Annotated in this window: 16 protein-coding genes; 12 read left to right on the top strand and 4 right to left on the bottom strand. The window is 74.5% G+C overall.

Going from position 1 to position 13850, the window contains the following annotated elements; translation table 11 throughout:
• Nucleotides 1-138: 138 nt before the first annotated feature.
• The 7 genes from VF468_08040 to VF468_08070 are packed head-to-tail and all read left to right on the top strand — an operon-like array spanning nucleotide 139 to nucleotide 5306.
• Nucleotides 139-423, top strand: a complete 285-nt coding sequence (locus VF468_08040) for a ubiquitin-like small modifier protein 1 (GenBank protein HEX5878256.1) — start codon at nucleotides 139-141, stop codon at nucleotides 421-423.
• Nucleotides 424-428: 5 nt separating this feature from the next.
• Complete coding sequence (locus VF468_08045) at nucleotides 429-1364, top strand: cysteine synthase (GenBank protein ID HEX5878257.1); 936 nt, start codon at nucleotides 429-431, stop codon at nucleotides 1362-1364.
• Between the two features lie 41 nt (nucleotides 1365-1405).
• Nucleotides 1406-2230 (top strand): glutamate racemase, encoded by an 825-nt coding sequence (murI, locus tag VF468_08050; protein HEX5878258.1) that lies wholly within the window; start codon nucleotides 1406-1408, stop codon nucleotides 2228-2230.
• Nucleotides 2227-2994, top strand: coding sequence for an MBL fold metallo-hydrolase (locus tag VF468_08055; protein ID HEX5878259.1), 768 nt, complete (start codon nucleotides 2227-2229; stop codon nucleotides 2992-2994). The genes murI and VF468_08055 overlap by 4 nt, the downstream gene beginning before the upstream one ends.
• Entirely contained in the window at nucleotides 2994-3797 is an 804-nt protein-coding gene (rph, locus tag VF468_08060; protein ID HEX5878260.1) for a ribonuclease PH, read from the top strand. Before VF468_08055 ends, rph begins: the two co-directional genes overlap by 1 nt.
• Before the next feature lie 40 nt (nucleotides 3798-3837).
• Nucleotides 3838-4461 (top strand): RdgB/HAM1 family non-canonical purine NTP pyrophosphatase, encoded by a 624-nt coding sequence (gene rdgB, locus VF468_08065; GenBank protein HEX5878261.1) that lies wholly within the window; start codon nucleotides 3838-3840, stop codon nucleotides 4459-4461.
• A 47-nt stretch (nucleotides 4462-4508) separates the two neighbouring features.
• Nucleotides 4509-5306, top strand: coding sequence for a Cof-type HAD-IIB family hydrolase (locus tag VF468_08070; GenBank protein HEX5878262.1), 798 nt, complete (start codon nucleotides 4509-4511; stop codon nucleotides 5304-5306).
• On the opposite strand, the gene VF468_08075 is transcribed toward VF468_08070, so the two are convergent.
• Nucleotides 5303-5791 (bottom strand): DUF3291 domain-containing protein, encoded by a 489-nt coding sequence (locus VF468_08075; GenBank protein ID HEX5878263.1) that lies wholly within the window; start codon nucleotides 5789-5791, stop codon nucleotides 5303-5305. The two genes, VF468_08070 and VF468_08075, sit on opposite strands and share 4 nt — an antisense overlap.
• Before the next feature lie 112 nt (nucleotides 5792-5903).
• Between VF468_08075 and VF468_08080 the strand changes: the two genes are divergently transcribed.
• From VF468_08080 to VF468_08090, 3 genes are all read left to right on the top strand, one after another.
• Nucleotides 5904-6629, top strand: coding sequence for a hypothetical protein (locus tag VF468_08080; protein ID HEX5878264.1), 726 nt, complete (start codon nucleotides 5904-5906; stop codon nucleotides 6627-6629).
• A gap of 24 nt (nucleotides 6630-6653) precedes the next feature.
• Complete coding sequence (locus VF468_08085; GenBank protein ID HEX5878265.1) at nucleotides 6654-7139, top strand: hypothetical protein; 486 nt, start codon at nucleotides 6654-6656, stop codon at nucleotides 7137-7139.
• Nucleotides 7140-7294: 155 nt separating this feature from the next.
• On the top strand, nucleotides 7295-8698 hold the full coding sequence (locus tag VF468_08090) for an aminotransferase class V-fold PLP-dependent enzyme (protein HEX5878266.1): 1404 nt from the start codon (nucleotides 7295-7297) through the stop codon (nucleotides 8696-8698).
• A gap of 182 nt (nucleotides 8699-8880) precedes the next feature.
• Here VF468_08090 and VF468_08095 read toward each other — a convergent pair whose 3' ends face one another.
• Nucleotides 8881-10236: a DUF2252 domain-containing protein gene (locus tag VF468_08095; protein HEX5878267.1), complete on the bottom strand. Its 1356-nt coding sequence runs from the start codon at nucleotides 10234-10236 to the stop codon at nucleotides 8881-8883.
• Nucleotides 10237-10325: 89 nt separating this feature from the next.
• On the opposite strand from VF468_08095, the gene VF468_08100 reads away from it, so the two are divergent.
• Together VF468_08100 and VF468_08105 are read left to right on the top strand one after the other, a co-directional pair.
• Nucleotides 10326-11531 (top strand): cation:proton antiporter, encoded by a 1206-nt coding sequence (locus VF468_08100; protein HEX5878268.1) that lies wholly within the window; start codon nucleotides 10326-10328, stop codon nucleotides 11529-11531.
• 104 nt (nucleotides 11532-11635) lie between these two features.
• Nucleotides 11636-13129, top strand: a complete 1494-nt coding sequence (locus VF468_08105; protein ID HEX5878269.1) for an LCP family protein — start codon at nucleotides 11636-11638, stop codon at nucleotides 13127-13129.
• On the opposite strand, the gene VF468_08110 is transcribed toward VF468_08105, so the two are convergent.
• Together VF468_08110 and VF468_08115 are read right to left on the bottom strand one after the other, a co-directional pair.
• Nucleotides 13104-13397 (bottom strand): sigma factor-like helix-turn-helix DNA-binding protein, encoded by a 294-nt coding sequence (locus VF468_08110; GenBank protein ID HEX5878270.1) that lies wholly within the window; start codon nucleotides 13395-13397, stop codon nucleotides 13104-13106. The two genes, VF468_08105 and VF468_08110, sit on opposite strands and share 26 nt — an antisense overlap.
• Nucleotides 13398-13632: 235 nt before the next feature.
• Nucleotides 13633-13850: hypothetical protein (locus VF468_08115; GenBank protein ID HEX5878271.1), on the bottom strand; the 218-nt coding region annotated here is incomplete at its 5' end.

Genomic DNA, 13850 nt, shown 5'->3' on the forward strand with positions numbered 1-13850 from the left:
GGGGCTGGCCTGCCCGGTCTGGCACCGGCAGGGCCCGGCCGCCCGCTACGGGCGATGTCGACGCCGGCCGACCCCCGGCGCCTGACCACCGGGCGCCCCCGCTCCAAGCTCCACGCGAACCAGTTCCAGGAGGCCTTGATGGCCGTTGAAGTCCGTATCCCGACGATCCTGCGCAAGCACACCGGCGGCGAGAAGGCCGTCGCCGCCGACGGCGACACCATCCGCGACCTGCTCGGCGACCTCGACCGGCGCTACCCGGGGATCGCCGGGCAGCTGCTGACCGAGGACGGCTCCCTGCACCGCTTCGTCAACGTCTACGTCAACGACGAGGACGTCCGCTTCCTCGGCGCCCTCGACGCCAAGCTCTCCGACGGCGACGTCGTGGCCATTCTCCCCGCGGTCGCGGGGGGGTCCGGGAGCTGAGCAAGATGCGGTACGAGGACCTGGCCGACGCCATCGGCAACACGCCGCTGGTCGGGCTGCCCAGGCTCTCGCCCCGGGCCGACGTGCGCCTCTGGGCCAAGCTGGAGGGCCACAACCCCACCGGCAGCGTCAAGGACCGGATCGCCAGGGCCATGGTCGACGACGCCGAGAAATCGGGCCGGCTGGCCCCGGGGGCGACCCTGGTCGAGCCGTCCAGCGGCAACACCGGCATCTCCCTGGCCCTGGTGGCCCGGGTCCGGGGCTACCGGCTGGTCGTGGTCATGCCCGAGAACACCTCGGCCGAGCGCCGCCAGCTGCTGGAGCTGTACGGGGCCGAGGTGGTCCTGTCGCCGGCCGCCGGCGGCTCCAACGGGGCCATCGCCCGGGCCGCGGAGCTGGCCGGCGACCACCCCGACTGGGTGATGCTGTACCAGTACGGCAACCCGGCCAACGTCACCGCCCACTACGAGACCACCGGCCCCGAGATCTGGCGCGACCTGCCCGAGGTGACCCACTTCGTGGCCGGCCTCGGCACCAGCGGCACCCTGGTCGGGGTGGGCCGCTACCTCAAGGAGCAGAACCCCGCCGTCCAGGTGGTGGCGGCCGAGCCCGAGTACGGCGACCTGGTCTACGGGCTGCGCAACCTGGACGAGGGGTTCGTGCCCCCGATCTTCGACGAGGACGTGCTCGACCGCCGCATCAAGGTCGGCTCCAAGGACGCCCTGGCCCGGACCCGCGGGCTGGCCGCCGCCGAGGGCGTGTTCGCCGGCATCTCCACCGGGGCCATCCTGCACGTCGCCCTCCGGGTCGCCGAGCGGGCCGAGCAGGCCGACATCGTCGTCCTCGCCCCCGACGGCGGCTGGAAGTACCTGTCCACCGGCGCCTACGGGGCCGACCCGGTGGCCGCCGAGGCCGGCCTCCGCGGCCAGCTCTGGGCATAGCCCAGCGGCCGGGTTCCGCGGCTGCGGTATCGTCCTCGGTCATGGACGCGCGACCCATCGGCATCTTCGACTCCGGCGTCGGCGGGCTCACCGTCGCCCGGGCCGTCATCGACCTGCTGCCCCACGAGTCGGTGATCTACTTCGGCGACACCGCCCGGTTCCCCTACGGGCCCCGCTCGCAGGCCCAGGTGCGGCGGTTCGCCGAGGAGATCATGGACCTGCTGGTGGCCGAGGACGTGAAGCTGGCCGTGGTCGCCTGCAACAGCGCCTCGGCGGCCGCCTTCGACGAGCTCAAGGCCGCCTACCCGCTGCCCGTGGTCGAGGTGATCGAGCCGGCCGTGCGGGCCGCGGTGCGCCTCACCCGCAACCGCAACGTCGGCCTGATCGGCACCGAGGGGACGATCGGCTCCGGCCGCTACCGCGAGGCCATCGAGGAGACCCACGAGAACGTCACCCTGGTCGCCCAGGCCTGCCCCCGGTTCGTCGAGTTCGTGGAGCGGGGCGAGACCACCGGCCCGGAGATCCTGGAGCTGGCCCGCGGCTACCTGGCCCCGCTGGTGGCCGCCGAGGTCGACACCCTGATCCTCGGCTGCACCCACTACCCGCTGCTCACCGGGGTCATCGGCTACCTGGTGGGCCCGGACGTGTTCCTGGTCAACTCGGCCGAGTGGACCGCCCGGAGCGTCTTCGCCGAGCTGACCCGGGCCGACCTCCACGCCCCCTACGGGGCCCGGCCGGCCCACCGGTTCCTCGCCTCCGGCGACCCCGACGAGTTCCGCCGCGTCGGCGCCCGCTTCCTCGGCCCGGAGGTCGGCGTCGTGGAGCGGCGCAGCGCCGCCGTGCCGGTCGAGGCCGAGGCCTCGTGATCCGGCTCACCGTGCTCGGCAGCTCCGGGACCTACCCGGCCGCCGGCCGCGCCTGCTCCGGGTACCTGCTGGAGGCGCGGGAGGGCGACCAGGCCACCCGGGTCTGGGTCGACACCGGCCCCGGCACCCTGTCCAACCTGCTCCGGGTGTGCGACCTGCCCACTCTGGACGCCATCTGGGTCAGCCACCTGCACGTCGACCACGTCGGTGACCTGCTGGCGGCCAACTACGCCCTGCGCTACGGCGACTTCCAGCCGCCGCCGGTGCCCGTGCCGGTGTTCGGCCCCACCGACTGGGTCAGCCACGTGCGGCCGTTCCTGTCCACCGGCGAGAGCGAGCCCATCGACGGCACCTTCGAGGTCCACGACCTGCACGACGGCGAGCAGGTCGACCTGGGGCCGATGCGGCTGGAGGCGGTGGCCACCGTCCACTCGGTCGAGACCTACGCGGTGCGGGTCACGGCCGGCGGCCACACCCTCGCCTACTCGGCCGACTCGGGGTCGTGCGACGCCCTCGGGCGCCTCGCCGACCAGGCCGACCTGTTCGTCTGCGAGGCCGCCTGGCCGGAGTGGCCGGAGGGCGCGCCCCCGATCCACCTGACCCCGCAGCTGGCCGGCGAGTGGGCGGCCAAGGCCAAGGCGAGGCGGCTGCTCCTCACCCACCTGCGCCCCGGCAGCGACGTCGGGGCGGCCACGGCCAGCGCCGCCGAGGCCTACGGCGGCCCGGTGGGCGTCGCCACCGAACTGGAGGTACACCACATCTGATGGGCAGGAAAGACGGGCGGACCCCGGACCAGCTGCGGCCGGTCAAGATCACCCTCGGCTGGCAGGAGACGGCCTTCGCCTCCGCGCTGGTCGAGCTGGGCCGGACCAAGGTGGTGTGCGCGGTCAGCTACGAGGACCGGGTGCCGCCGTTCCTGCGGGGCAGCGGCAAGGGCTGGGTGACCTCCGAGTACGCCATGCTGCCGGGGGCGACCGGGGAGCGGTCGTCCCGCGAGGTGTCCAAGGGCCGCCCCGGCGGCCGCACCCACGAGATCCAGCGCCTGATCGGCCGGTCCCTGCGGGCGGTCACCGACACCGAGGCCTTCGGCGAGTCGACCCTGTGGGTCGACTGCGACGTCCTCCAGGCCGACGGCGGCACCCGCTGTGCCTCCATCACCGGCGCCTGGGTGGCCCTGTTCGCGGCCAGCCACCGGCTGATGCAGGACAAGCGGATCAAGTCGTTCCCGCTCCGCGACCATGTGGCCGCGGTCAGCGTCGGGATGATCGACGGGACCCCCTGCCTCGACCTCCACTACGAGGAGGACGTGCGCGCCGAGACCGACATGAACGTGGTCATGACCGGGCTCGGCGGCCTGGTCGAGGTCCAGGGCACGGCCGAGCGGGAGCCGTTCAGCCGGGCCGAGCTGGACGCCATGCTCGACCTGGCCGGCACCGGCATCGCCGCCCTGGTCAAGGCCCAGAAGCAGGCCCTGGGGCCGATGCTGGAGCAGGCGGCCATCCCGCCCCTGCGCCGCCTCGCCCTCGGCCCGTCCTCCCTCGACCTCGCCGACGGCCGCGCCGGGTGAGCCGGCGGAGGGGCCCGGGGAACCCCAGGGGGGTGCCCCGGTGAAACCGCGTCTCCTGCTGGCCAGCGCCAACCAGGGCAAGCTGCGCGAGCTGCGGACGATCCTGGAGGGGCTGCCGATGGAGCTGGTCGGGCTCGGTGACGTCGGCCCGGGCGAGCCACCCGAGGTCGACGAGACCGGCGACACGTTCCTGGAGAACGCCCTGCTCAAGGCGCGGGCCTATGCCGCCTGGTCGGGGCTGGCCGCGGTCGCGGACGACTCCGGCCTGGAGGTGGACGCCCTCGGCGGCGCCCCCGGGGTCCGCTCGGCCCGCTACGCCGGCCCGGGCGCCGGCGACCAGGCCAACCTGGACAAGCTCCTGGCCGCCCTGGCCGGGGTCCCCCCCGAGCGGCGCACGGCCCGGTTCCGCTGCGCCGCCGTCCTGGTCGATCCCGGGGCGGAGGGAAGGGAGTGGCACGCCGAGGCGGCCTGGGAGGGGCGGGTTCTGGACACCCCCAGGGGGGAAGGCGGGTTCGGCTACGACCCGGTGTTCCTGCCCGACGGCTGGGAGCTGACCAGCGCCGAGGTCGACCAGGCGACCAAGGACGCCGCCTCCCACCGTGGCCGGGCGTTCCGGGCGCTGCGCCCGGCCATCGAGGCCTGGGCGCGGTCGGCCGCGGGCTAGCCGGCCGGTCGCGTCCGGGCGCCGGACCGACCCGCTACCGTGAGGGCATGGACGGTGTCCGGCTGGTGGCCAGCGACCTCGACGGGACCCTGCTGCGGCCCGACGAGACGGTGTCGGAGCGGACCCGGCGGGCCGTGGCCGCGGCCAGGGACGCCGGGATCACGGTGGTGCTGGTCAGCGGGCGGCCGCCCCGGAACATCGGGTGGCTGGCCGAGCGGGTCGGGGTCGGGGGCATCGCCATCTGCGCCAACGGCGCCGTGATCTGGGACCTGGACCGCGGGACGATGCTCGACTACTCGCCGATGGCCGCCGACCTGGCCGCCCGGCTCGTCCACAACCTGCGCGAGGCCATCCCGGGCGCGCTGTTCGCGGTCGAGCTGGAGCGCGAGTTCGGCCGCGAGGCCGGCTGGAGCGACGGTACGCGGCCCGCCCCGGCCGACGCGCTGGAGGCCGACGCCCTTGAGCTGATCACCGGTCCGGTGACCAAGCTGCTGGTCCGCCACCCGACCCTGCCCTTCGAGGAGGTCGCCGAGCGGGCCCGCCGGGCCATCGGGGAGGACGCGGTGGCCACCTGGGCCGGCCTGCGGCTGGTCGAGATCTCGGCCGCCGGCGTGACCAAGGCGTCGGCCCTGGAGCGGCTCTGCCGCCGCCTCGGCGTCGCCGCCTCCGAGGTCGTCGCCGTCGGCGACATGGACAACGACCTGGCCATGCTGGCGTGGGCGGGCACCGGGGTGGCGGTGGCCAACGCCACCCCGGAGGTCCTGGACGCGGCAGACGAGGTCACCGCGGCCAACACCGACGACGGGGTGGCCCTGCTGCTGGAGCGGATCCTGGCCGCGCGCTAACCGACGGCGCGCGCCGGCTCCAGGAACGGGGCCCGGAAGGTGAAGGCGCCGGCCGTCGGCCCCCGGCCGGCCAGCAGCTCCAGGCGCTCCTTGGCCTCGGCGACGGTCGGGATGGTGCCGGCCGGCAGCCACCACAGGGCCAGGTAGGGGTCGGCCATCTTGTGGAACCACGCGCGCCGGTGCCGCATCACCTCCAGGTGGCGGCTGGCGTAGACGAAGCCGCGCAGCGCCTCCAGCGACTCCCACACCGACAGGTTGACCATGACGCGGTCGTCGTCGAAGGGCCGGATCGAGGTCGCGTCGCCGTCCCCGGTCTGGAGCCGCCAGACGAACCCGGGCGTCCCGTCGGCGAGCGCGTTGACGGGCTCGAGCTGGGCCACGAACCCGGCCAGCTCGGGGCCGTCCAGCGGGAAGCGGAGGGTGGCCAGGTTGACCTGGGCCAGGTGGTGGGCGGCCAGGTCCCGGTCGGGGGGCACGGTGTCCATGCCGGCCATTGTAAAGGCGATCGATGCTGCTCTTAGAGCCGCTCCAGGCTGCGAAGCTAGTCAAGTCTGCCGAGTTGTCGGTTGTGGCCGCAACCACCAAACTGTCCCGGTCATGAGCACCGGCACCCCCCGCCATCTCGCAGACCAACCCCCCCTCCGCCGACGCTGGCAGCTCTGGACCGGCGTGGGCCTGGCCGTGCTGCTCGTCCTCACCGCGATGGCCTGGGTCGGCAGGTCGGGCGGGCCCGAGCGGGCCCCGAGGGCCGACCCCTCGGCGGCCCCGTCCGGGTCGGCCGCCGCCGCCGCCACCACCACCACCACCACGTCGGCGGCCGCCACCGCCACCACGGACGGCAAGGCAGCCGACGACGGCCCCAAGAACCTGCTGGCCAACGACAGCTTCGAGGAGGGCTCGGAGGGGTGGCGCCCGCTCGGCGGCGCGCGCCTGACCCGCTCGACCGACGCCCACCTGGGCGAGTGGTCGCTGCGGATCCTGGCCGGCCCCTCGGCCGATGGGCCGGTCGGCATCACCGTCCCCGACGTCACCCTGACCAAGACCCAGGGCCGCTACCACACCAACGCCTGGGTGAAGCCGTCCTCGCCGGGCGCCACGGTCACGATCGGCCTGCGCGAGTTCCAGAACGGCCAGCCGGTCCCGGGCTCGAACACCCTCGGCTGGACGGTCGAGCAGGCCGGCTGGCGCAAGTTCGGGGCCATCCACGTCGCCAGCCGGCCCGGGTCGCGGCTGGTCCTGGAGATCATGGCCCGCGACCTTCCGCCGGGCGGCTACATCGACATCGACGAGGTCGTCCTGCACCAGCTGAAGAGCCAGTCCTAGCGGACTCATCGGAAGGGAAGGCAGATGCGTTGGCCCAGGGTTCCACCGGTCGTGGGCGCCGTGCTGCTCCTGGGGCTGCTCGGCGCCGGCCCTGCCGCCGCCCAGCCGGACCACCTCCACCTCGACCTCTCGCTGGTGGCCTGCGGGACCGTGCAGGCCACCGGGTGGGAGATGCCCAAGAGCGCCAAGCTCGACGTGCGCATCCAGAACGGCGCCAACGACGCCACGCTGCACAAGGCGACCGTCACCACCGGTGCCGATGGCGCCCTGGCCCTCAAGGCCAAGGTCGACCTGGTCGGGGTCCGGACGGTGCGCATGTCGGTGGCCGAGGCCGGCGACAAGCCGTTCGCCTTCTCGGAGATGACCATCCCCGGCGAGTGCCCGCTGCCGTTCACCGGGCCCGCCCGGGCGCCGGCCCTGACCGGGCTGGCCGCCGGCCTGATCCTCGCCGGGACCGCGCTGGTCGCCGTGACGGCCTACCGCGGACGCCACCGCGCGACGGCTCGCTAGCACCGGCCGGAGAAAAGGCGGCACCAGGCGCCCCCTCGTGCGCCTGGTGCCGCCGGCCCGGCCGCGTGTGTGCTGGTCGCGCCGGGTAGCATCCTGGGGCCGGTCGGTCACGGACCGAACGTGGCCGGGTCTCGATCCGGCCACGGAGGGGTGACATGGACCTGGGCGCCTACCTGGACGCGGCCCGCGCCTTCGACGCCGGCTTCCGGTCCCGCTGGGAGCCGGTGCCCGCGGCCGCGGCGTCGGAGGTGGACGGCGAGCGGCTGGCCGCCGCCTGGGCCGAGTACACCGGGCGGCTGCAGGACAACTACCCGTTCTTCCACCCCCGCTACGCCGGCCAGATGCTCAAGCCGCCGCACCCGGTGGCGATCGCCGGCTACCTGGCCGCGATGACCGTCAACCCCAACAACCACGCCCTGGACGGCGGCCCGGCCACCGGGGCGATGGAGAAGGAGGTTGTCGCCGACCTGGCGGCCATGTTCGGCCTCCCGTCCGGCGGCCTCGGGCACCTCACCTCCAGCGGCACCATCGCCAACCTGGAGGCGCTGTGGGTGGCCCGCCAGCTCGCCCCCGGCGGCAAGGTCGCCCACAGCCAGGAGGCCCACTACACCCACGCCCGCATGTGCGAGGTCCTGGGGGTGGAGAGCGTGCCGGTGACGGCCGACGCGGCCGGGCGCATGGACCTGGACGCTCTCGAGGAGCTGCTGGCCACCGGGGAGGTGGGGACGGTGGTGCTGACCGCCGGCACCACCGGACTGGGGGCGGTCGACCCGATCGCCGAGGCGCTCGCCCTGCGCGACCGCTACGGCTGCCGGCTCCACGTCGACGCCGCCTACGGCGGGTTCTTCGCCCTGCTGGCCTGGGACACCGACGGTGCCAAGCTGCTGGGGCCGGAGACGGCGGCGCGGCTGCGGGCGGTGGGGGGGTGCGACTCGGTGGTGGTCGACCCCCACAAGCACGGCCTGCAGCCGTACGGCTGCGGGGCGGTGCTGTTCCGCGACCCGACGGTGGGCCGGCTGTACCGCCACGACTCGCCCTACACCTACTTCACCTCCGACGAGCTGCACCTGGGCGAGATCAGCCTGGAGTGCTCCCGGGCCGGGGCGGCCGCCGGCGCTCTCTGGCTGACCCTGCGGGCCCTGCCCCTGCGGGCCGCCGACGGCCTCGGCCCGGTCGTGGCCGGCGGCCTCCGCGCCGCCAGGGGCTGGGCCGACCTGCTGGAGGCCAGCGACGAGCTTCACCTGTACCAGCGGCCCGAGCTCGACATCCTCGCCTTCTGGCCCGACCCGGGGTCACCCTCCTGCGCGGCCGTCGACGCCGCCTCGGCCGCCCTTCTGCACGCGGCCATGGACGACCCTTCCCCGGTCTACCTCAGCACCCTGCGCCTGGCCGCCGGCCGCCTCCGCGCCCGCGACCCGTCCCTGGCCGCCGACGTCCCCGAGGCCCGGGTCCTGCGCAGCGTCCTGATGAAGCCCGAGCACGAGGCCTACGTGGAGACCCTCCACCACGAGGTGGTGCGGGTCGCGCGGTCGCTCAGCGGGGACCGGGCAGCGGGCTGAGCATCCCGCAGGTCACCGAGAGCGAGACCGCAGGCGCCGCCCCAGCAGCTTCACCGCCTGCCCTGGGTGGTCCCGTCAGTGCACCGGGCGGCTGCGGCGGTGCCGGACCGGGCCGGTGAAGGCGCGGACGAGCATGAACGCCAGGGTGGCCACGAACGCCAACGTGACCAGGATCGAGAGGATCATCCTTCGGCTCCTTTCCGTTGGTTCGTGCCGCCACCCCTACCCCCGTCCCCGGAGGACGAATCCCGGGCGGCCGAGAATGCCGCGTGGTCGGCCTCGGTCTGGTCGGCGTAGGCCTCGGCGAAGGACGCCACCGCCTGGTCGAAGGCGTCGCCGGAGCCCAGGTAGCCGGCGATCGCGGCCGGGTCGCCGCTGCGGGCGTGGGCCCTGGCCAGCACCCAGCCGCAGAGGCGGCCGTAGGGGACCAGGTCGGCCGGATCCAGCGTCTCCAGGTGGATCCCGCCCTTCATGTCCCAGAGCTGGCGGATGTAGTAGTCGGCCACGTCGTCGCCGGTCCAGCCGAGGAAGATGTCGCTGGCCGTCTGGAGCAGCCGCTGGCCGTTGACGACCCGGTGGCCGGGATGGCGGTAGCGGCTGCGCCCGGCGTACGGCTCCAGCACCGAGGCGGTGGCCTGCTTGACCTGGAGCAGCAGCGGGTCGTCGTGGCGCTCTCCGAGCAGCAGCACCACATAGCAGCGGGTGCCGACGCTGCCGACCCCGACCACCTTGCGGGCGGCGTCCACCGGCCGGAAGCGTTCGAGCAGCCCGCGCCGCTCGTCCGACAGGCTGGAGCGGTAGCGGACCAGCACCTCGGTGACCCACCGCTCGTCGCACTCGGCGACGTGGGTGAGCAGCGGCGGGTCCTCCACGAACCGCCGGCCCTCACCCTGCGGCTCGGTCAGCCGGGGCATCGCGTTCAGGCTGGTGTGGTGCTCGGCCTTGGCCAGGCGGGCGGCCACCAGCTGCCGGCGCCGCCCCTTGGCCATGGCCACGATCGCGGCCGCGTCGACCCGCGAGTACCAGACGTCCAGCAGCCGCATGCCGGCGTAGCGGGCCATCTGCTCGCGGTAGGTGCGGACCGTGGCCAGGGCCGCCTCCCGGCCGAGTCTGGCGTCGAACCCGACCGTCCGGGCGGCGACCACGAAGCTGGTCGCCAGCCGCTTGACGTCCCACTCCCAGGGGCCGGGGAGCGTCTCGTCGAAGTCGTTGAGGCCGAACGACAGGTTCCGCTCCGGGGTGGCGAACAGCCCGAAGTTGAGCAGGTGGGCGTCCCCGCAGGCCTGCACGGTGATGCCGGTGACGGGGGTGGTGGCCAGGTCGCGGGCCATCACCGCGGGGGCGCCCCGGTAGAACGCGAACGGCGACGCCCGCATGCGGGCGTCGCGGATCGGGACCAGGTCGGGCAGGCGCCGGCGGTTGGTCTCCTCCAGCACCGCCAGCGGCGACGGCCGCCCGCGCGGGTCCCAGGCCGCGTGGCTGGAGCGCGGCACCACCTTGCGCAGGGCGCGGCCGGTGGCCGCTCGAGCTTGCGCCATCCGCCGTATCCCCCAATACCGCCGTCCGGCTGCGGGACCAGTATCCGCCATGCCATGCTCGACGACGAGGTCGAGGCCGGAGGTCGCGCATGGATCTTGCCACGGGCCTGGAGACGCTGCTGGTGGCGGCCGTGGTGGCCGCGATCGCCCCCGTGCTGGTGGCCTGGCTGCCCGGGCCCCGCATTCCCCAGGTGGTGGTGCTGCTGGCCGGCGGGGTGCTGGTCGGCCCGCAGGTGCTCGGCTGGGCCGACCGGCCCGCCATCGACCTGCTGGCCAACGTCGGGCTCGGCTTCCTGTTCCTGCTGGCCGGCTACGAGCTCGATCTCGCGCTGTTCCGGGTGCGCCCGGGGCGCCTGGCCATGGTGGCCTGGCTGGTGACGGTGGCGTTGGCCGCCGCCACGGTGGGCCTCCTGGAAGCGGCCGGGCTGGTTCGCGCCTTCGTCCCGGTCGCGCTCGGGCTGACCACCACCGCCCTGGGGACGCTGCTGCCCATCCTGCGCGACAACGACATGCTCGGTGGCCGCTTCGGCCGCTACCTGATTGCCGCCGGGGCGGTGGGGGAGCTGTTCCCGATCTTCGCCGTCGCCCTGTTCCTCGGGGCCAGCAACAAGTTCGTGGCCCTGGTGTCGCTGCTCGCGGTGGGCGTCCTGGCCGTGATCCTGAGCCAGGCCCCCCGGCTGATCCGGGGCAGGCGGCTGGAACGGATCATCCAGGAGGGCGAGGGCTCCACCGCCCAGACGACCATCCGCTGGACCGTCGTGCTGTTGCTGCTCCTGCTGGTCGTGGCCGAGGAGTTCGGCCTCGACGTGGTCCTGGGCGCGTTCCTGGCCGGGATCGTGCTGCGCCGCTGGACCCCCGGCGACGCCCATGCCCTGGAGGCCAAGCTCGACGCCATCGGCTACGGCTTCTTCATCCCGCTGTTCTTTGTGGCCTCCGGCATGGGCCTCGACATCCGCTCCATCGCCGAGGCGCCGCTGCGCCTGCTCGCCTTCTTCGTGCTGCTGCTGGTGGTGCGGGGGGTGCCGGCCCTGTTCCTGTACCGCCGGGACCTGCCGGCCGTCCAGCGGGTCGAGCTGATGTTCCTGACCGCCACAGCCCTGCCCCTGCTGGTCGCCCTGGCCGAGATCGGGCTGCGCAACGGCACCATGCTCCGCGAGAACGCGGCCGCCCTGGTCGGGGCGGGGGCGCTGTCGGTGCTGGTGTTCCCCATGGTCGCGGTGGCGATCGAGCGGCGTCGCCGTGCCGGTGAGGGCCCGGCGGCCGACGCCCCGGCCGGCGCGCCCCACGCGGAATAGGCAATCCGGCGAACGTCCCACGATTTCCTCCGGTTCCCCCGTAAACTCCGCGACCGGACAGTTTCGGGAGAAGCGTCCGGCTGCGCGCGATGGCGGGGGTGTCGGTGGCAAGGAAGGTCTCGGCCCGGGTGTACCGGCGCCGCCGGATCGCCGCCGCCCTGGCCGCCTTGCTGGTCCTGGGGCTTGTCCTGCTGGCCGGCGGCTGGGGCTACACCGCCTTCCGGTTCGGCCAGATCAGCTCGGTGCACGTGCCCGGCCTGGGCAAGGCCCCCTCCGACGGCTCGGTGAACCTGCTGGTCGTCGGCTCCGACACCCGCCAGGGGCTGCGCGACGGCGGGTTCGGGGAGGCCGGCGGGCAGCGCAGCGACGTCATCATCCTGGTCCACCTGGTCCCCGCCGCCGGCCACGCCGCCGTGCTGTCGATCCCGCGCGACCTGTACGTACCCGTGGCCGGCACCGGCGGGTCGGCCAAGATCAACTCGGCCTTCAACCACGGGCCCGGCCAGCTCGTCCAGACCATCCAGCAGCGCTTCGGCATCCCCATCCACCACTACCTGCTGGTCAACTTCGACGGGTTCCGCGAGGTCGTCGACGCCCTCGGCGGGGTCGCGATGTACTTCCCCCGTCCGGTGCGCGACGACAACAACGGCCGCAACGAGTCGGGACTGAACGTGCCCAAGCCGGGCTGCCACCGGCTGACCGGGAACCAGGCGCTGGCCCTGGCCCGCAGCCGCTACTTCCAGTACCAGGACACGGCCGGCCGCTGGCACGCCGACCCGGGGACCGACCTGGGCCGCATCCGCCGCCAGCAGACGATGCTCCGGGCCATGGCCGCCAAGGCGGCCGGCCGCAACCTGGCCAACCCGGTCCGGGCCAACGCCCTGGTCGGGTCCGTGGTCCGCAGCCTCACCAAGGATGACAACCTCAGCATCCGCCGGTCGGTCACCCTGGCCCGCCAGTTCCGCTCCTTCGACCCCGCCCGGCTGAACGCCGCCACCCTCCCCGTCGACCGGGGCGTGCAGCGCGACGGGGTCGTCCACCGCGCCGGCCAGCCCGGCTTCGAGCAGGGCCTCCGGCAGGGCTGGGAGCAGGTCCTCCTCCCCAGCGAGCCCGCCGCCAAAGCCGCCGTGGCCAAGTTCCTGCGTCCCCCCAAGGGCCCCACTCCGCGCGCCCCGGCCACCACCGTCCCCGCCCCGCCGCCCCAGCTGCCCGCCCCCTCCAAGGTCACGGTGACGGTCAAGAACGGCACCCCCCGCCAGGGCCTGGCCGCCCGCGCCACCGCCTCCCTCGACCGCCTCGGCTTCAAGGCCGGCAACGGCGGCAACGCCACCCCGTCGGCCAGGACGACCCTGTTCCACGCGCCCGGCTCCGACGCCGCCGCCCGGGTCGCCGCCCGGGCGGTGAAGGTCGCCGGCGGGTCCGGAGCCGCCCGGGCCCCGCAGGCGGGCCTCGGCCCCGGCTCGGTCGTCCTGGTCCTGGGTTCGGACTTCAAGGGCCTGGCGGGCCGGGTCGCGGTCCCCAAGCCGTCGCCCCCCAAGCCTCCCAAGCCCACCGCGGTGACCCGCAGTCTCCCTAGCTGGGATCCTCGCCCCTGCTGACCAGCAGCCGGGCCAGGCTGGTCAGGCCTCGGTGCTGCAGGGCCTTGACGGCGCCGGTGGTCTTGCCGACGATCGCGGCCACCTCGGGGGCGGTCAGCCCGCCGGCCATCCGCGGCAGCAGGACCTCGCGCTGGTCGGGGGGAGAGCTCGCCAGCGCGGGCAAGAGGGTTCGCTCCAGCCGCTCGACGGCCCGCTCGTCCGGGTCCTCGCCAGCCGGCGACCAGCCGTGCTCCAGGACGAGGGCGACCGCCTCCAGCTTGGTCTCCACCCCAGCTTGATCACCGCCTGGCGCGGCCTGGCCGTCGGCGACTCCCTGGCCAAGGGCAACCGGGTGATCGTCCTCGGCCAGCTCCGGGCCCGCTCCTGGGAGACCCCGGAGGGCGAGCGGCGGACTCTGGTACCAGGAGGCCGCCGAGCGAGCCGGGGAGCGGCGCCGCTGCCCCATCTGCCGACCCGGTTGGTGGCGTGCTCGCGCAAACCTCGGTCAGCGCCGACGCGGCCGGCTACCAGCAGCTGCTGGCCTTCGCCAGGGCGCAGGTGCCTGGACGTCGCTGCTGGGCGGTGGAGGGTGCCGGCAGCGACGGCGCCGGGCTCACCGGGTTCTCCTGCAGGCCCGGGGCGAGCAGGTGGTGGAGGTCGGCCGGCCCAAGCGACCAGCCCGCCGGACCGGTGCCAAGAGCGATGCCCTGGACGCGGTCCGGGCGGCAGGCCAGGCCTTGAT

Source organism: Actinomycetota bacterium (assembly GCA_036280995.1).
Taxonomy (GTDB): domain Bacteria; phylum Actinomycetota; class CALGFH01; order CALGFH01; family CALGFH01; genus CALGFH01.